18 protein-coding genes are annotated in these 15,621 nt (G+C 68.4%); 5 read left to right on the forward strand and 13 right to left on the reverse strand.

Annotated elements, in window-relative coordinates; translation table 11 throughout:
* The first annotated feature begins 21 nt into the window (after window positions 1-21).
* Window positions 22-996 carry a hypothetical protein gene (locus SFB74_RS21120; RefSeq protein WP_432726248.1) on the forward strand — a complete coding sequence of 325 codons (975 nt, stop codon included), beginning with the start codon at window positions 22-24 and terminating at the stop codon, window positions 994-996.
* Window positions 997-1,015: 19 nt separating this feature from the next.
* Here SFB74_RS21120 and SFB74_RS21125 read toward each other — a convergent pair whose 3' ends face one another.
* The 6 genes from SFB74_RS21125 to SFB74_RS21150 form a co-directional block, all read right to left on the reverse strand.
* On the reverse strand, window positions 1,016-1,990 hold the full coding sequence (locus tag SFB74_RS21125) for a MurR/RpiR family transcriptional regulator (protein ID WP_432726249.1): 975 nt from the start codon (window positions 1,988-1,990) through the stop codon (window positions 1,016-1,018).
* Window positions 1,974-3,038, reverse strand: a complete 1,065-nt coding sequence (locus SFB74_RS21130) for a C45 family autoproteolytic acyltransferase/hydolase (protein ID WP_432726250.1) — start codon at window positions 3,036-3,038, stop codon at window positions 1,974-1,976. Before SFB74_RS21130 ends, SFB74_RS21125 begins: the two co-directional genes overlap by 17 nt.
* A 1-nt stretch (window position 3,039) precedes the next feature.
* A complete protein-coding gene (glnQ, locus tag SFB74_RS21135) occupies window positions 3,040-3,768 on the reverse strand; it encodes a glutamine ABC transporter ATP-binding protein GlnQ (RefSeq protein WP_432726251.1) in 729 nt (242 codons plus the stop codon).
* Complete coding sequence (glnP, locus tag SFB74_RS21140; protein WP_093203207.1) at window positions 3,765-4,421, reverse strand: glutamine ABC transporter permease GlnP; 657 nt, start codon at window positions 4,419-4,421, stop codon at window positions 3,765-3,767. Before glnP ends, glnQ begins: the two co-directional genes overlap by 4 nt.
* 22 nt (window positions 4,422-4,443) lie before the next feature.
* Window positions 4,444-5,196 (reverse strand): glutamine ABC transporter substrate-binding protein GlnH, encoded by a 753-nt coding sequence (gene glnH / locus SFB74_RS21145; RefSeq protein WP_432726253.1) that lies wholly within the window; start codon window positions 5,194-5,196, stop codon window positions 4,444-4,446.
* A gap of 212 nt (window positions 5,197-5,408) precedes the next feature.
* On the reverse strand, window positions 5,409-6,209 hold the full coding sequence (locus SFB74_RS21150; RefSeq protein WP_432726254.1) for a helix-turn-helix domain-containing protein: 801 nt from the start codon (window positions 6,207-6,209) through the stop codon (window positions 5,409-5,411).
* 135 nt (window positions 6,210-6,344) lie between these two features.
* Here SFB74_RS21150 and SFB74_RS21155 point away from each other — a divergent pair, with 135 nt between their 5' ends.
* Both SFB74_RS21155 and SFB74_RS21160 read left to right on the forward strand, forming a co-directional pair.
* A complete protein-coding gene (locus tag SFB74_RS21155) occupies window positions 6,345-7,112 on the forward strand; it encodes an SDR family oxidoreductase (protein ID WP_432726255.1) in 768 nt (255 codons plus the stop codon).
* A gap of 34 nt (window positions 7,113-7,146) precedes the next feature.
* Window positions 7,147-8,001 carry an NAD(P)-dependent oxidoreductase gene (locus SFB74_RS21160; protein WP_432726256.1) on the forward strand — a complete coding sequence of 285 codons (855 nt, stop codon included), beginning with the start codon at window positions 7,147-7,149 and terminating at the stop codon, window positions 7,999-8,001.
* A 21-nt stretch (window positions 8,002-8,022) separates the two neighbouring features.
* On the opposite strand, the gene SFB74_RS21165 is transcribed toward SFB74_RS21160, so the two are convergent.
* Together SFB74_RS21165 and SFB74_RS21170 are read right to left on the reverse strand one after the other, a co-directional pair.
* On the reverse strand, window positions 8,023-9,021 hold the full coding sequence (locus SFB74_RS21165) for an Hsp33 family molecular chaperone HslO (RefSeq protein WP_093303940.1): 999 nt from the start codon (window positions 9,019-9,021) through the stop codon (window positions 8,023-8,025).
* A gap of 124 nt (window positions 9,022-9,145) precedes the next feature.
* The gene (locus tag SFB74_RS21170; protein ID WP_093303938.1) at window positions 9,146-9,670 is read right to left on the reverse strand and encodes a gamma carbonic anhydrase family protein; all 525 of its coding nucleotides are present in this window, start codon (window positions 9,668-9,670) and stop codon (window positions 9,146-9,148) included.
* Between the two features lie 40 nt (window positions 9,671-9,710).
* Here SFB74_RS21170 and SFB74_RS21175 point away from each other — a divergent pair, with 40 nt between their 5' ends.
* Together SFB74_RS21175 and SFB74_RS21180 are read left to right on the forward strand one after the other, a co-directional pair.
* Complete coding sequence (locus SFB74_RS21175; RefSeq protein WP_432726257.1) at window positions 9,711-10,523, forward strand: ferritin-like domain-containing protein; 813 nt, start codon at window positions 9,711-9,713, stop codon at window positions 10,521-10,523.
* On the forward strand, window positions 10,520-11,206 hold the full coding sequence (locus SFB74_RS21180; protein WP_432726258.1) for a pentapeptide repeat-containing protein: 687 nt from the start codon (window positions 10,520-10,522) through the stop codon (window positions 11,204-11,206). Before SFB74_RS21175 ends, SFB74_RS21180 begins: the two co-directional genes overlap by 4 nt.
* Before the next feature lie 7 nt (window positions 11,207-11,213).
* Here the strand turns inward: SFB74_RS21180 and SFB74_RS21185 are convergent, their stop codons facing one another.
* From SFB74_RS21185 to SFB74_RS21205, 5 genes are all read right to left on the reverse strand, one after another.
* Entirely contained in the window at window positions 11,214-11,666 is a 453-nt protein-coding gene (locus SFB74_RS21185) for a MaoC family dehydratase (protein ID WP_093203229.1), read from the reverse strand.
* A gap of 50 nt (window positions 11,667-11,716) precedes the next feature.
* Window positions 11,717-12,850, reverse strand: a complete 1,134-nt coding sequence (locus tag SFB74_RS21190) for a thiolase family protein (protein WP_432726259.1) — start codon at window positions 12,848-12,850, stop codon at window positions 11,717-11,719.
* A 95-nt stretch (window positions 12,851-12,945) separates the two neighbouring features.
* On the reverse strand, window positions 12,946-13,521 hold the full coding sequence (locus tag SFB74_RS21195; RefSeq protein ID WP_432726260.1) for a TetR/AcrR family transcriptional regulator: 576 nt from the start codon (window positions 13,519-13,521) through the stop codon (window positions 12,946-12,948).
* Window positions 13,522-13,576: 55 nt separating this feature from the next.
* Window positions 13,577-14,569, reverse strand: coding sequence for a Bug family tripartite tricarboxylate transporter substrate binding protein (locus SFB74_RS21200; protein ID WP_093203237.1), 993 nt, complete (start codon window positions 14,567-14,569; stop codon window positions 13,577-13,579).
* Window positions 14,570-14,620: 51 nt separating this feature from the next.
* Window positions 14,621-15,592 (reverse strand): Bug family tripartite tricarboxylate transporter substrate binding protein, encoded by a 972-nt coding sequence (locus SFB74_RS21205; protein ID WP_177213671.1) that lies wholly within the window; start codon window positions 15,590-15,592, stop codon window positions 14,621-14,623.
* Between the last annotated feature and the right edge of the window lie 29 nt (window positions 15,593-15,621).

Genomic DNA, 15,621 nt, shown 5'->3' on the forward strand with positions numbered 1-15,621 from the left:
CTTCCTCTTACCGGAGACCCGATGCCCCTTTCGACCGCCGCGCGCATCGCGCTTCTTCCCGGCGCCCTGGCCGCCCTGCTGTTGGCCGCGACCGGCCCGGCCAATGCGGCCCCTGTCGCCGCCACCGTCGAGAACGGCACCACCACCACCGCCTGCGCCGAGGAAGACAACGTCTCGCTCACCCTGCGCGGCGAAGGCATCCGCCGCATGCGCATCGAGGCGCTGCAGCCCGATTACCTCGACAAGATCGGCAACGACGTCACCGCGCCCGATTTCTCGGGCTGCAACTTCGACGGCGGTGCGCACCCCACCGACCCGGCCTACCGCTTCCGCAAGCGCACCGTGGTGCTGATGGACAACGCCCAGTGGCGCGTCGTCGGCATGACGCTGCCGAGCTTCTGGCGCCCGCAGCGCGTGCCCGTGCAGGTAGGCAAGCGCAAGGACCGCGGCTTCCACCTGCTGCAGGTGTTCAGGAAGGAAAACGGCAAGCCGCTCGAAGCCATCGTGCTCTATCCGTCCGACGGCTACTGGCGCATCAAGCCGCTGCCCGAGCCGCGCTTCGGCGACGGCGTGTACGGCTCGTCCTTCCTGCTCGGCCCGGTCGAGGCGGCCGCGCGGCCGGTGGTGAACATCGCGTCGATCCGCATCGTGCCCCGGCCGCTGGCCATCCACGTACGCTTCACCGATGGCGGCAGCGCAGCAGTGAAGGTCGACGAGATCAGCCGCACGCGCACCGCGCTCGACGTCACGCTGTCGAAACCGACGGCAAGTGCCCAGCCCTTCGCGGTGCTGCGCTCGATGTACGTCACGCCCGACAACGCCGACGTGAGCGAGGTTCGCTGGCAGGCATCGCCCGGTGCCGCGCAGCAGGTGCTGCCGCTGCCGGAGGTGAAGAGCCTTCAGGCCACGCAGGTGCGCTTCGGCCGCAGCCTGCCATCGAAGCACAACACGAGCGCGCCGGACATCGCCTTCGGCGGCTTCGACAGCCAGGACTGAGCGCCGAGCGCGGCCAGCCCTACTCGATGCCCAGGTCGGCGATGAAGCGTTCGCGCCGCTCGAGCGCTTCCAGCGCCTTCTTGCCCAGGCCGGTCGCGACCAGGTTCAGCAGGCCCTCGCAGAAGATGACGTAGGCGCCCATCGAGTTGCTGAAGAAGGTGCTGCCGTGCGGCACGAAGAAGGAGTGCTTCGCGAAGGCCGCGAGCGGCGAGGCGCGATGGTCGGTGATGGCGATCACGACCATGCCGGCCTTGGCGGCGGCCTCGGCCGTCTCCGCGATGCTGCGCGTGTAGGGCTCCACGCTGGTCACCACCACCAGGTCGCCGGGCTGCAGCTGCGCCAGCCCCTCGGCCACGCCCAGCCCGTGCGGATCGAGCAGCGCCACGTCGCCACGCACCATCGCCAGCCCGTAGGCCAGGAAGCTCGCCAGCGCGCTGAACTGCCGCAGGCCGTGCACCCGCACCCGTGGCGCGGCGGCAAGGAGCCGGGCAGCCTGTTGCAGCTCGTCGGCCGACAGCTGCGCGAGAAAGCCTTCGGTGTTGGCGATCGAGTCGCGGGCGATCTGCACCATCGTGTCGATCTCCGGGCGCTGCCCCGGCCCTTCGGACTGCGAACGCTCCGACGCGTGCGCCACCAGCCGGCCGGCCTGCTCGCTGTAGAAGTGGCGGTGCCGCGACGCCAGTCCGTCGCGGAACACAGTCTGGAACTCGACGAAGCCGGCGTAGCCCAGCCGGGTGGCAAGGCGCGTGAGCGTCGATGCGTTCACGCCCAGCGAGTCGGCCAGCTCGGTGATGGTGCGCACCGCGACCTCTTCCGGGCGTTCGACCAGGCGAGCCAGCACGCTGTGCGCCTTGCTGCCCATCGAGATCAGCGCGTCGCCGCGCCCGAGGCTGACCGTCAGTGCGCGTAGTTCCTCGACGGTTCGCGGCGGCGAGGCGCCGTCCGCAATGCCGCCTGCGCCGTCGGTGTCGTCGGCATCAGGCTGGGCGGGCACGCTGGCTTTTTTCGGTGCTTGCATGGCCGTCGATCATATGGAATCGCGGCGGCCGGGCCGGGTGCTCGTACACCTCCCACTCGATATGCGAAGCGCCGGCGACGATGCGGATGTCGGCGGTCGCCATCGTGTTCTCCGCGTCGCTGTCGTCCGGGGCGGCACGCAGGATCGGGAACGACGCATCGCTGCCGTCGGCCAGCAGGCGCAGCGGATCGATCGTCGCGCCATCTTCCGCCAGCAGCGCATCGCCGCGCTCCTGCCTGTGCCGCGAAGAGCCCGTGACGATCTGCGACAGGTCGCGCAGCGACGAGTGCAGCGCATGGTTGGCATGCAGCCGGCGCCCGTCGATCTCCACGATGGAGCAAGCCCCGGAGCTGAACTCCACGCTCAACAGCCCGGGCGATGTCCGATGCGCCACCGTGAGGTGAAAGCCGCCCGCGCGTTCGTTCGACGCGAGCAGTTCGCGCACATCCTGCGGGCTGGCGGCTTCGAGCAGTGCCCGTGTGAGCACCATGCGCGGAACGCCCGGCCGCACGTTCAGGCATCGAAGGTTGTTCACCGTCATCGCGAGGCCGCCGTCGGTCACGGCGAAGGTATGGCCCGGCAGCGAGCCCGGATAGACGAAGGAGGTGAAGGGCACACTGCCCTCGACGGTGCATTCCGCGATCGCGCAATGCCCCGCGAAGGCCGGGTCGCCGTCTTCGTTGTGCGTGATGCGGCGCAGCGTGCCCGTCGATTCCTGCACCGTGGTGCAGCCGTCGGGCGCCATGGCCCACAGGTCGCCGCGGCAGTTCCACAGGAACACGTCTTCGAGGGGCAGCTCCAGCCCCGTGGCGAGGCCCTGGAGTTCGTCCCATATGCGCGGGAAGCGCGAACGCACCAGGGCGGACATCGCCGCGGCAGCGGGTGTGCCGCGATGGTGCATCACCGATGCCCATGCAGGCGACTGCCGCGCATAGTCCTGCATCGCCGCGGCGCCGAAGCGGCCCAGCGTCCGTCCCGTCTCGAACGGCGATCCTCCGGCTTCGAGGTAATTCAATGTCGGCATGTCACTCCACGTGCTGAAGAAAGTCGCGCAGGCGCTGGTTGGGCGGGTTGTCCAGCAACTGGCCCGGCGGTCCGTCGACCGTGATGTGGCCGTGCTCCATGAAGATCAGTCGTGTCCCGACCTTGCGGGCGAACTGCATCTCGTGGGTGACGACCACCATGGTCATGCCCTCCTCGGCGAGCGACTGCATCACGCGCAAGACTTCCTGACGCAGCTCGGGGTCGAGCGCGGAGGTCGGCTCGTCGAACAACATCAGCTTGGGTCTCACGGCCAGCGCGCGTGCGATGGCCACCCGCTGCTGCTGCCCGCCGGAGAGTTCGCTGGGATAGTGGTTCACGCGCTCGGAGAGCCCCACCTTGGCGAGCAGCTCCGCGGCCTGCGCCCGGGCCTGCGACCTGGAGGCGCCGCGCACCTGGCGCGGGCCGAAGGCGACGTTCTCCAGCGCGGTCATCTGCGGGAACAGGTTGAACTGCTGGAACACCATGCCGGCCTCCTGGCGGATCTCGCGCGCCACGGCATTGCCGCCGCGCACGCTGAGGCCGTCCACCAGCAGGTCGCCGCCGTCGATCTGCTCCAGCGCGTTGATGCAACGCAGCAGCGTCGACTTGCCCGAGCCCGAGGGGCCGATCAGCACCACGACCTCGCCCTTGCGGATCTGCAGGCTCACACGGTCGAGCACCTTGTTGGCGCCGAAGCGCTTCTCCACATTCTTGAATTCGACGATGTTCACAGGATGCGCATCCTTCTTTCGACAGTCCGCAGGCCGAGCGTGAGCAGCCCGATCAGCAGCAGGTAGATGGCCGCGACCGCGCTCCAGATCTCGATGGCGCGGAAGTTGGCGGCCATGATTTCCTGCCCCTGGCGCGTGAGCTCGCCGACGCCGATGACGATGAAGAGCGATGTGTCCTTCAGGCTCACGATGAACTGGTTGCCCAGCGCCGGCGTCATGCGCCGGAACGCGACCGGGCCGACGACGAACGCCAGCACCCGCCAGCGCGGCAGGCCCATGGCCAGCCCCGCCTCGCTCAGGCCGCGCGGCACGGAGAGGAAGGCGCCGCGCACGATCTCCGCGATGTAGGCGCCTGAATTGATGACGATGGAGGCGATGGCCGCCGTCATCGGGTCGACGCGCACGCCCAGCAGGCCGGGCAATGCGAAGTAGATGAACATGACCTGCACCACGATGGGCGTGCCCCGCACCAGCCCCACGTAGGCGAAGCCGATGCTCGCGACGAGGCTGTTTCCGTAGGCGCGCATCAGGCCGAACAGCACGCCCAGCAGCGTGCCTCCGGCAAGACCCGCCACGGTGATGAGCACCGTGAGTTGCGCGCCCTTCAAGAGCGCCGGCAGCGCGCCGGCGATCACTGACCAGTCGAAATCCATGAATGGCTCCGTGGCGTGTCGCTCAGGGCTTCGGCGGTTCGGCCTTGAACCACTTGCGGTAGATGGCGGCGTAGCGGCCGTCGGCCTTGATCTTCGCGAGCGCCGCGTTCACCTGCGGCACCAGCGGGCTGCCCTTGGGGAAGCCGATGCCGTACTGCTGCGCCATCATCTGCGGGCCCACCGCCTTGGCCTTGCCAGCACCGGCGGTCGCGATGTAGTACAGGACGTTCGGCGTGTCGTGCATGGCGGCGTCGACACGGCCGGTCATCAGTTCGAGGTAGGCGTTGTCGATGTTCGGGAACTGGCGCAGCTCGGTGCCGGCGAAGTTGGCCTTGGCGTAGTCGGCGGCGGAGGTGCCGGTCTTGATGGCCAGCGTCTTGCCCTTCAGGTCGGCCACGCCGGCGATCTTGCTGGCGGCGGGCACCATGAGGATGAAGCCGCTGTCGTAGTAGCCGTCGGAGAAGTCGATGACCTTCTTGCGCTCGTCCTTGATAGTGATGCCGGCCAGCGCGACGTCGACGTTCTTCGTCTGCAGCGCGGGCAGGATGCCGGCGAAGTCCATCGGCTGCAGCTTGTATTCGAGCTTCAGCTCCTTGGCCACGGCTTCCCACAGGTCGATGTCGAAGCCCACGTACTTGTCGCCTTCCTTGAATTCGAAGGGAACGAAGGCGGTATCGACCGCCACCAGCAGCGGGCCGGCCGCCGTGGCGGGAGCGGCGATGAACGACGTGGCGACGGCCGCGGCCGCGAGCAGTCGGAGTACGAGTTTCTTCATGACAATCCTTCCGGAGTAAGAGCTCACCGAATTGGTGCAATTGAATTTGCATGAAAATCAAATTCGCAAATCCATTTGCATAATGTGTGCCATGCGGCAGCGCGCGGCAAGCTCGGGTTTGCCCTGAGCGCCGTCGTGCCGCCAAGGCAGGTTTCGGAAGGAGGATGGGAAGAAATCGGCCGCGTCGCCCGGCCGATGGCGGAGCAGGCGCCCTAGCCCGCGCGCCGCACTTCGCCCGGCGTGACGCCGAGCACGCGGCGCATGCAGCGCGCCATGTGGCTCTGGTGCGAGAAGCCGCTTTCCAAAGCGACCATGCTCGCCGGCATCTCGCTGCGCAGCAGCAGGCCGCGCGCGCGGTCTACGCGGCGATGCACCACGTACTCGTGCACCGGCAGGCCGATGGAGCGCTTGAACTGCGTCTTCAGGTGCGATGCGCTGAGGCCGGCAATGTCGGCCAGCGTGGCCAGCGAAAGATCGCCGTCGAGATTCGCCTCGATGAACTCGGTCACGCGACGCAGCTGCGGCCGCGTCAGTCCTTGCGTCGATGCGGCGCCTGCGGCGGCCTCCTGCCCGGCGAGCAACTGCACCGCGAGCGCGGTGCCCAGGCTGTCGGTATAGAGCCTGCCATTGGGAAAGCCCGCGCGCCGCTCGGCGTCGAGCGCCCATGCGACGTGCTCGATGCGCGCGTCGCGGAACTGGTGGCGCTGGTCGAGCACGGCCCGCTCGGGTGGCAGCCCCATCTCTTCGGCGGTGCGCTTCAGCAGCACGGGCGGCATGCGCACGACGACCGAGGTGCTCGGCGCTTCCTCGTGCCAGACGTCGGTGATGCCCGCCGGCAGGATGTCGAGATCGCCGCGCGTGTACAGGAAGTTGTGCAGCCTGCAGGCACCAGCCACCGGCCCGCCGATGTGCAGCTTGATGCGATGGTCGGGCAGCGCGTCGTAGCCGACGACGCCGCCCGGCGTCTCGCGCAGGTCCACACGCAGGCTCGTGTCGAGGTCGGTGTTGCTCATCGGAACATTATCGAGCGCGGTGCTTCACGACGTCGTCCGTTCGTGCTCCGGCACGGCCGAACGTGCGCGACCCGGCGGGTGCCGATCCGGATCATTCGCAGCCTTGAACTTCATCCATTCAAAGGCAAGCGAATCATGACGAACATCTACGGCGGCAAGAAGGCCGTCATCACCGGCGGAACCATCGGCATGGGCCTCGCGACAGCGCAGGCGCTGCTCGCGGGCGGCGCCGAAGTGCTGGTGACGGGGCGCAACCCCGCGAATCTCGAAGCCGCACGGCGCACGCTCGGCGCGGGCGCCCACGTGCTGGCCTCCGACGCGGGCTCGCTGGCCGACATCGACGCGCTGGCAGCCACCGTGCGCGAGCGCTTCGGCCGGATCGACCTGCTGCACATCAACGCCGGCATCTCTACGCTGGAGCCCTTCGACCAGGTGACGGAGGCCGGCTACGACCGCGCCTTCGCCATCAACACCAAGGGCCCCTTCTTCACCGTGCAACGCCTCGCGCCGCTGATCCGCGAGGGCGGCTCCATCGTCGTCACCTCTTCCATCGCCGACGAAGGCGGCATGCACGGCCTGAGCGTCTACAGCGCGACCAAGGCCGCGCTGCGCTCCTTCGCCTCGGGCTTCGCGGCGGAACTGCTGGCGCGCGGCATCCGAGTGAACGTGGTGAGCCCCGGCTTCATCGACACGCCCACGCTCGGCGTTGCCGACGCGACGCCGGAGGAGCGCGCGGAGTTCATCCGGCTGGGTGACCAGATCACGCCGATGCGGCGCCATGGCACCGCCGACGAGGTGGCTCGCGCGGTGCTCTTCTTCGCCTTCGAGGCGACCTTCACGACCGGCGCGCGACTGACCGTCGACGGCGGGCTGGGCCAGAACCTGACGCCCGCCGCAGCCTGATGACGAACAGACGAGAAAAGGAACGGAGAACGACATGACCGACGTATCCCTCATCGGCCTCGGCCCCATGGGCATCGCGCTGGCGCGCGCCCTTCAGCCCCGGTACACGCTGACCCTCTGGAACCGCACCGCCGAGCGTGCGAAGCCGCTGCTGAACCAGGGCACGCTGCTCGCGGCCGACGCGCGCAGCGCCATCGAAGCGAGCCCCATCGTGCTGATGTGCGTGGCCGACTACGCGGCAGCGCGCTCCATCCTTGCCATGCCCGGCGTGGCCGGGGCCTTGCGCGGCAAGGTGCTCGTGCAGCTGAGCACCGGCACGCCCCAGGACGCGCGCGATGCATGGGCAGCCGCCGACGGCGTGGCCTATCTCGACGGCGCCCTGCTCGCCACACCGGGCCAGATCGGCCGGCCCGACACGCCGCTCTTCATTTCCGGCGAGGAACGCGCACTCGCCATCTGCCGCCCGGTGCTCGAAACCATCGCGGGCAACGTCGTGTATATGGGCGAGCCCGTCGGCAACGCGGCGGCCTGGGACCTCGCCACGCTGTCGTGCATGTTCGGCGCGATGAGCGGCTTCTTCCACGGTGCGCGCATCTGCGAGTCCGAGGGGCTGGGCGTGGGCGAGTTCGGCCGGATGATCGGCGCGATATCGCCGGTGCTGGGAGAAATGATCCGCGCCGAAGGCGATGCCATCGAGGCCGGGAGCTACGGCGAGCCCCAGAGTTCGATGGCCACCTGCGCGGGTTCGGGCCGGCTGTTCGTGAAGCAGGCGCGAGAGGCGAAGCTGGACGCGAGCTTTCCCGATTTCCTGGCCGGCATGTTCGACCGCGCGCTGGCGGCCGGCTACGCGAACGAACGGCTCGCCGCGATGGTCAAGGTGCTGCGCTGAAAGGCTCGTCGGCGCAGCCGCTCACTGCACGACCGGGCTGCCCGGGATCTGGTCGCCCAGCGGCGTGAACAGCTGCGCCGCGTCGACCGCATCGAAGCGGTACTGCTTGCCGCAGAAGTCGCAGCCCACCTCGATGTTGCCGCGCTCGGCGAGGATGCTCTCGGCCTCCTGCTCGCCGAGGCCGCGGATCATCTGCGCCACGCGCTCGCGGCCGCAGGTGCAGGCGAAGCGCGGGCCGAGCATGCCGGCCTGCGGCTCGAAGCGCAGCAGCTTCTCTTCCCAGAACAGGCGGCGCAGGATGGTCTCGACGTCGAGCGTGAGCAGCTCGTCGCGCGTCAGGCTCGACGCGAGGATCGAGATGCGGTTGTAGTCCTCGTTGCGGCCGATCTGGTCTTCGTTGGCCTGGTCATGGTCCTTGTCGGCGGTGCCTTCAAGGTTGCCCTCGCCCTTCACCGGCAGGCGCTGGATCAGCAGGCCCGCGGCGACCTTGTCGTCGGCGGCCAGCACCAGCGTGGTGTCGAGCTGCTCGCTTTGCAGCATGTAGTGCTGAAGCACGTCGCTGAGCTTGCCGAGCTTCTCGCCGTTGTCGCCGAAGAGCGGCACGACGCCTTGATAGGGCGTGGTGCCCGGCAGCTTGTCCTTGGGGTCGAGCGTGATGGCGCAGCGGCCCTTGTTGTTCACGTTGACCATGTCGGGCAGGTGCGCATCGGCGGGCAGCTCGCCCATCACCTTGGCGGTGGCGCGCAGGCTCAGGTCGGGCTTGGACTCGGCCACCGCCACCTTGACGGGACCGTCGCCGAAGATCTGCAGGATCAGCGCGCCGTTGAACTTGATGTTGGCCTGCATCAGCGTGGCCGCAGCCGTCATCTCGCCGAGCAGTTCGACCACGGGCTGCGGATAGGCGCCGGTGGAGGTGTTGGAGGCGCGCCGCGCAAGGATCTCCTGCCACGCATCCGTCAGGCGCACGATCATGCCGCGCACCGGCAGGCCATCGAACAGGAATTTGTGCAGCTCGCTCAAAACATTGGTCCTCTCTCAATAAAACAGTCTTCGCGCGGAATACCGCGGAACCGGCTTTGCCGGGCCGCCGGTATTGCCCCCTGCAAGGGGGTTGGCGGCCACACGAAGTGGGCAAGCCTGGGGGTTAGCCAATTTTCTTCAGGCCCTTGGCAAAGCGCCGGGCGTTGGCCACGTAGTTCTCCGCGCCGTGGCGCAGCTTGGCGGCCGCCTCGTCGTCGAGGGTGCGCACCACCTTGGCGGGCGATCCCATGATGAGCGAGTTGTCGGGAAACTCCTTGCCCTCGGTCACCACGCTGCCGGCGCCAACGATCGAGTTGCGGCCGATCCTCGCGTTATTCAAGACCACGGCCTGGATGCCGATCAGCGTGTTGTCGCCGATGGTGCAGCCGTGCAGCATCACCTGGTGGCCCACCGTCACGTTGTCGCCCACGGTCAGGGGGCAGCCGATGTCGGCATGCAGCACCGAGAGGTCCTGGATGTTGCTGTTGCGCCCGATGCTCAGCGTCTCGGTATCGCCGCGCAGCACGGCGCCGAACCACACGTTGGCGTTGTCCGCCAGCCTGACGTTGCCCATCACCTCCGCGCTGTCGGCCACCCATGCACCTTCGCCCACCTGGGGTGCCACACCGTCGAGTTCGTAGAGCGCCATTGTTCCGGTCCCTGCAAGGTCAAAACCTAGAATTGTAGGGATGCACCCCCGATTGAGCGCGCTGGCCGCGCTTCGCCTTACTGACCCCGATGAAAAGGTGGCCGCCACCCGCGCCATCTCTCTGAACGGCGCTACCGATTCCATAGCAACCGAAGCCATCCGCACGCAGGGCGACGAACTCGGCGTGCCGGGCCGCCCGGAACGCCCGCTGCGCGTGGCCGCCACCGCCGTGCAGAAGCGCTCGCCCTTCACTACCGAAGGCCGGGCCGCGCTGATCCATTCGATCTGCCACATCGAGTTCAACGCCATCAACCTCGCGCTCGACGCCGTCTGGCGCTACGACGGCATGCCCGAGGCCTACTACCGCGACTGGCTGCGCGTGGCCCACGAGGAGGCGCTGCACTTCACCCTGCTGCACGCGCACCTGCAGGACATGGGCTGGCGCTACGGCGACTTCCCCGGCCACGACGGCCTGTGGAACATGTGCGAGAAGACGAAGGACGACGTGCTCGCCCGCATGGCGCTGGTGCCGCGCACGCTGGAGGCGCGCGGGCTCGACGCCACGCCGCTCATCCAGGGCAAGCTCAAGCGCGTGAACACGCCCGACGCGCTGCGTGCGGTGGAGATCCTCGACATCATCCTGCGCGACGAGGTGGGCCACGTGGCCATCGGCAACCACTGGTATCGCTGGCTGTGCGATGGCGCCGGCCTCGATGCGGAGGCGACTTACCCGACGCTGGTCGCGCGCTACGACGCGCCGCGCCACAAGCCGCCCTTCAACCTCGAGGCACGCAGCCGGGCGGGCTTCAGCCCCGAAGAACTTCGTGCGCTGACCGACTCCCGTCCCGAATGACCATCGTGATCTCCGACCAGACCTGGTCGCGCCCCGACCTGCTCGCCTGCCTGCAGGACCGCAAGGGCACCGAACCGCTGCACTTCGAACGCTGCAATTTCGACGAAGCCGACCTGTCGCGCCTCGACCTGCGCGGCGCGCAATTCACGCTGTGCAACTTCGCCGAAACCTCGTTCGACCGCACCCTGCTGTCGGACAGCCGCTGGGCCGGCTGCAGGGCGCGCCAGGCCGACTTCGGCCTCGCGGACCTGACGAACGCCCGCTTCCAGGACAGCGACCTGAACAACACGCAATGGGCTCGCGCCAAGCTGGCTTCGGCGTTCTTCAGCGGCGTGAAGCTCACCGGCGCGCACTTCGGCGAAGTGTCGGCGCTGGGCATCGGTTTCAAGGATTCGCTGCTGGTCGACGCGCACCTGCGCGGCATGTCGTTTCGCAAGCAGAAGCTCGAACAGCTCGACTTCTCCGAGGCCGACCTGTCCGGCTGCGATTTCCGCGAGGCGGTGTTCGAAGGCGGCAGCCTGCGCAACGCGCACCTGAAGCTCACGCGCTTCGAAGGCGCCGACCTGCGCGAGGTCGACCTGGGAGGGCTGCGGCTCGCGAACGCGGCGCAGTTCAAGGGCGCCACCATCTCGCACCGGCAGGCCGCCTCGCTGGTGGAGGAACTGGGCCTGCGCGTGGTCTGAATGCGGCTCAGGCCGATGCGGGCCTGGCGTGCACCACGAGCTTCGGCGAGAAGTCCTGGAGCACCTCTCCGCGCTGGTTGAGCGTCTGGCAGTGCATCGTCACCATCGCGCGGCCCGGCTTGGAACGCGAAGGCACGATCGCGGTCACCTCGCCCTCCACGTGCAGCACGTCGCCGGGCCGCGTGGGCCTGGGCCACTGCAGCTCGCCGCCCGATCCGATGATGCCGTCGGCCAGCGGGATGCCGCTTTCGACCAGCAGCTTCATCGTGAGCGCGGCCGTATGCCAGCCGCTCGCGGCGAGGCCGCCGAAGAAGGTGTTCTTCGCGGCCTCCTCGTCGGTGTGAAAAGGCTGCGGATCGAATTGCTGCGCGAAGGCCTTGATCTGCGCCACGTCCAGCGCGTGCTCGCCGCTGCGGAAGCGGTCGCCGACCTTCAGGTCTTCGAGATACAGCTTGGCCATGGGGTCTCCTTTGTTGTTGGCGGCGACCGTCATTCTCGGACGGTCCGTGTTCAGACGCGCTCGAGGATGGTCGCGATGCCCTGCCCTCCGCCGATGCACTGCGTGGCCAGTGCATAGCGGCCGTTCTCACGCGCGAGCAGCGACGCAGCCTTGCCGGTGATGCGCGCACCGGTCGCGCCCAGCGGATGGCCGATGGAAAGGCCGCCGCCATCGAGGTTGATCTTCGCCGGGTCGAGCCCGAGATCGCGGATGCAGGCCAGTGCCTGCGAGGAGAAGGCTTCGTTGATCTCGATCACGTCGAGGTCGGCCGCGCTCAGGCCCGCGCGCGCCAGCGCCTTGCGCGTGGCGGGAATCGGACCGATGCCCATGATCGCCGGGTCGACGCCCACGGTCGCGAACGAGCGGATGCGCGCCAGCGCCTTCAGCCCGTGCTTCGCCGCGAATTCGTCGCTGGTGACGAGCACCGCTGCAGCGCCGTCGGTCAGCGGCGAGGACGTACCGGCAGTGACAACACCGTCGGGGCGGAACGCGGGCTTCAGGTTGGCCAGTGCTTCCGCCGAAGTCGTCGGACGGATGCAGCCGTCGGCATCGACGACATCGCCCGAAGCCAGGCGCACCGGCACGATCTCGCCCGCCAGCCGCCCCTGCGCGCGCGCCTCGGCCGCCTTGCGGTGCGACTCCACCGCGAAGGCCTCCTGGTCGGCGCGGCTCACGTTCCAGCGCTGCGCGACGTTCTCGGCGGTCTCGCCCATCGAGATGTAGGCGTCGGTGTTTTCCTTCAGCTCGGGGCTCGGCGAGAAGTTGAAGCCGCCCTGCGGCACCATCGTCATCGACTCCACGCCCACGCACAGGAACGCATCGCCCATGCCCGCCTCGATCTGCGCGGCGGCGATGTGCACGGCCTGCATCGACGAGCCGCAGAAGCGGTTGACCGTCATGCCGCCCACCTCGTGCGGAAGACCAGCCAGCAGCCCGACGATGCGCGCCAGGTTGTTGCCCTGCGAGGCCTCGGGGTAGGCGCAGCCGAGAACCACGTCTTCGAGCAGCGCGGGATCGAGATCGGTGCGCTGCAGCAGGCCGCGCACGACGCCGGCGGCGAGCGTGTCGGGCCGCACTTCGGCAAGCGCGCCTTTCTTCGCGAAATGGAACGGGGAACGGGCGTAGGCGGAAATAACGGCTTTCATGGGATGTTCTCCAGCGGGTTTGACTACCTTCCAATCGGTAGGCTTCGAGGTCGAAAAATAAGCACGCCAAGGCGTGCCTGCGCGAGGCCGGGCGTTCAGCCCGACAAGGAACTCCTGAGTTGGGCGATCGCTTCGTCGAAGTCGTCGACGCGGCCCGTCATGCGCGCCGACAGCAGCGCGCCCTGGCAGACCGAGAACACATAGGCGGCCAGCGAAACCACCGAGGCGCCTGTCTTGCGCTCCGGCATCAGCGCACCCAGCACGCCGGTGAGCCAGGTCACCTGCGTATTGCGCAGCTCCTGCACGGCAAGGCGCAGTTCGTCGTTGATGACGCCCCAGCCGGGAGCCACCGCCCCCGCGGGGCACATGCCCGAGCCGGCCCGCAGCGTATTGCGGTACATGCGGAAATACGATTCGAGCGCGTCCTTCGGCTCGCGCGCCCGGGCGGCATCCCAGTCCTTGAAGCCCTGCGTGGCCCCGCGGATCACCGCGACGCCCAGCGCTTCCTTGGTCGGGAAGTGGTGATACAGGCTGGCCTTGCGCACACCGACCGCGTCGGCCACGTCCTGGAAGCTGAAGCCCAGGTAGGAGCGCGTTTCGATGAAGCCGCGGGCCACCGCGAGGATCTGCTCGCGGGTGCTGCCGGCGGCCAAAGCTGTGGCGTTGGTCATCTACCTACTATAAGGTAGGGAAGATCAACCCACAAGCCGAGATGTCATGAAGGCGTCAGTCGGCCTTGATGCCCGCCGCCTTGACGATGCGCCCGTTGCTCTCGAACTCGCTGGCGATTTCCTTCGCGAACGCCGCCGAAGTGCCGCCGGTCGGCACGTTGTCCGTGGCCGTGAGCTTGGCGCGCAGCTCGGGGCTGGCCAGCGCCTTGTTGATCTCGGCGTTGTACTTCGCGACCAGCGCGGCAGGCGTGGCCGCGGGCGCGAACACGCCGAACAGCGAATTGATGTTGGCCGCCTTGTAGCCCAGCTCGCCCAGCGTGGGCACCTGCGGCAGGCTCTCGAGCCGCGCGGGCGCGCCCACCGCCAGCGGGCGCAGCTTGCCCGACTGGATGTGCGAAGAGAGCGTCGGGCTCGCGTTGGTCGACAGGATCTCGAACTGCCCGCCGATCGCGTCGTTGAGCTGCTGTCCGCCGCCCTTGTAGGGCACGTGCGTGATGTCGACGCCTGCCGCCGCGCGAAGCTGCTCCAGCACGATGTGGCCGAGCGAGGCCGGCCCCGAGGTGGCCCAGCGCACCGCGCCCGGATGCGCCTTGGCATCGTCGATCAGCGCCTTGAAGTCCTTGGCCTTGCTCGCCGGCGTGGCGATCAGCAACACAGGCGAATACATCACGCTGGCCACCGGCGCCACGTCCTTCAGTGGATCGAAAGGCAGCTTGCCCAGGTGCGGGCTCAGCACCAGCGGGCTGATGGCCGAGAAGCCCAGCGTCGCGCCGTCGGGCGCGGCCTTGGCGACGGCGTCCATGCCGATGGCGCCGCTCGCGCCGGCGCGGTTGTCAACGATCACCGTGACACCCATCTGCGCCGCGAGTCGGTCGCCCAGTGCGCGCGCGACCACGTCGCTGACGCCGCCCGCCGGGTAGGCGACGATGAGCCGCACGGTCTTGGGCACGGCCTGCGCGAAAGCGCCGGATGCGGCGCACAGCGCGGCGGCGGCAAGGAGTCGGGTCGCCGTGCGGCGCGAGGGCTTCGAGGAAGCGAGGAAATTCATGTCGTGTGTGTGGCAGCCCGGATCGTCTGCCTGCTTGCGTGATGGATGGCGTCAGTCCAGCTGCAGCTTGCGCTCCTTGATCAGCCTGGACCACTTCTCATTGTCCGCCTTCACGAAAGCCGCGAACTCGACCGGGCCGAGCGAATGCACTTCGGCGCCCGCCGTCGCGAACTTGGCCTTGATCTCCGGCTGCGCCAGCGCCTTCGCGAGCTCGCCGGAGAGCCGCTCGACGACCTCCTTCGGCATGTTGGCCGGCCCGACCAGCCCCTGGAAGCCGACCGACTCCATGCCCGCGAGGCCCAGCTCCTTCACCGTTGGCACGTCGGGCAGCTGCGGATCGCGCACCGGGCCGGTCACCGCCAGCGCCTTGAGCTTGCCGCCCTTCACCTGCGGCAGCAGCACGCTGCCCGCGTCGATCAGGATCTGCGTCTGCCCGCCGATCAGGTCCTGCACGGCGGGCGCGCTGCCCTTGTACGGCACGTGGGTCATGTCGAGCCCCGTCACCTGGTTCATCAGCTCGCCATTGAGGTGCGTCGAGGTGCCGTTGCCGCCCGAGGCGAAGTTGACCTTGCCCGGCTGCCCCTTGGCCCAGGCGACGAACTCCTTGAGATTCTTCGCCGGATGGTCGGGTCGCGTCACCGCGATGTAGCTGCCCTGGCTGATCTGCCCGATGTAGGTGAACTGCCTGATCGGGTCGTACGGCGGCTTGCTCTGCAGGTACGGCGCGATGGCGAACGGCCCCGTGTTGGCCAGCAGCAGCGTGTAGCCGTCGGCGGGCTGGCGCGTGAGCTCGGTGGCCGCGATCATGCCGCTCGCACCGGGCTTGTAGTCGACCACCAGCTGCTGCTTGAGCGCCTCCTGCAGCGGCACCTGCACCGTGCGCGCCGCGAAGTCGATGCCGCCGCCGGGCGGATACCCGACGATCAGGCGGATGGGCTTGGCTGTCGGAAAGCCCTGTGCGAACGCAGCGGTGCCCGCGGCCAGCAGTGCTGCAGCGAGCAGCGTCGTCATCTTCTTTTTCACGAATCGTGTCTCCTTGTTTTTCGGGGAAA

Source organism: Variovorax xiamenensis (assembly GCF_050916385.1).
Lineage (GTDB): Bacteria > Pseudomonadota > Gammaproteobacteria > Burkholderiales > Burkholderiaceae_C > Variovorax.

Bases quoted from the DNA above. Each gene is read 5' to 3' on its own strand.
- SFB74_RS21160 (WP_432726256.1), top strand. From the start codon at position 7,147: ATGACCGACGTATCCCTCATCGGCCTCGGCCCCATGGGCATCGCGCTG.
- SFB74_RS21195 (WP_432726260.1), bottom strand. From the start codon at position 13,521: ATGACCAACGCCACAGCTTTGGCCGCCGGCAGCACCCGCGAGCAGATC.
- SFB74_RS21200 (WP_093203237.1), bottom strand. From the start codon at position 14,569: ATGAATTTCCTCGCTTCCTCGAAGCCCTCGCGCCGCACGGCGACCCGA.
- glnH (WP_432726253.1), bottom strand. From the start codon at position 5,196: ATGAAGAAACTCGTACTCCGACTGCTCGCGGCCGCGGCCGTCGCCACG.
- SFB74_RS21130 (WP_432726250.1), bottom strand. From the start codon at position 3,038: ATGCCGACATTGAATTACCTCGAAGCCGGAGGATCGCCGTTCGAGACG.
- SFB74_RS21170 (WP_093303938.1), bottom strand. From the start codon at position 9,670: ATGGCGCTCTACGAACTCGACGGTGTGGCACCCCAGGTGGGCGAAGGT.
- SFB74_RS21120 (WP_432726248.1), top strand. From the start codon at position 22: ATGCCCCTTTCGACCGCCGCGCGCATCGCGCTTCTTCCCGGCGCCCTG.
- SFB74_RS21180 (WP_432726258.1), top strand. From the start codon at position 10,520: ATGACCATCGTGATCTCCGACCAGACCTGGTCGCGCCCCGACCTGCTC.
- SFB74_RS21175 (WP_432726257.1), top strand. From the start codon at position 9,711: ATGCACCCCCGATTGAGCGCGCTGGCCGCGCTTCGCCTTACTGACCCC.
- SFB74_RS21185 (WP_093203229.1), bottom strand. From the start codon at position 11,666: ATGGCCAAGCTGTATCTCGAAGACCTGAAGGTCGGCGACCGCTTCCGC.
- SFB74_RS21190 (WP_432726259.1), bottom strand. From the start codon at position 12,850: ATGAAAGCCGTTATTTCCGCCTACGCCCGTTCCCCGTTCCATTTCGCG.
- glnP (WP_093203207.1), bottom strand. From the start codon at position 4,421: ATGGATTTCGACTGGTCAGTGATCGCCGGCGCGCTGCCGGCGCTCTTG.
- SFB74_RS21155 (WP_432726255.1), top strand. From the start codon at position 6,345: ATGACGAACATCTACGGCGGCAAGAAGGCCGTCATCACCGGCGGAACC.
- SFB74_RS21150 (WP_432726254.1), bottom strand. From the start codon at position 6,209: ATGAGCAACACCGACCTCGACACGAGCCTGCGTGTGGACCTGCGCGAG.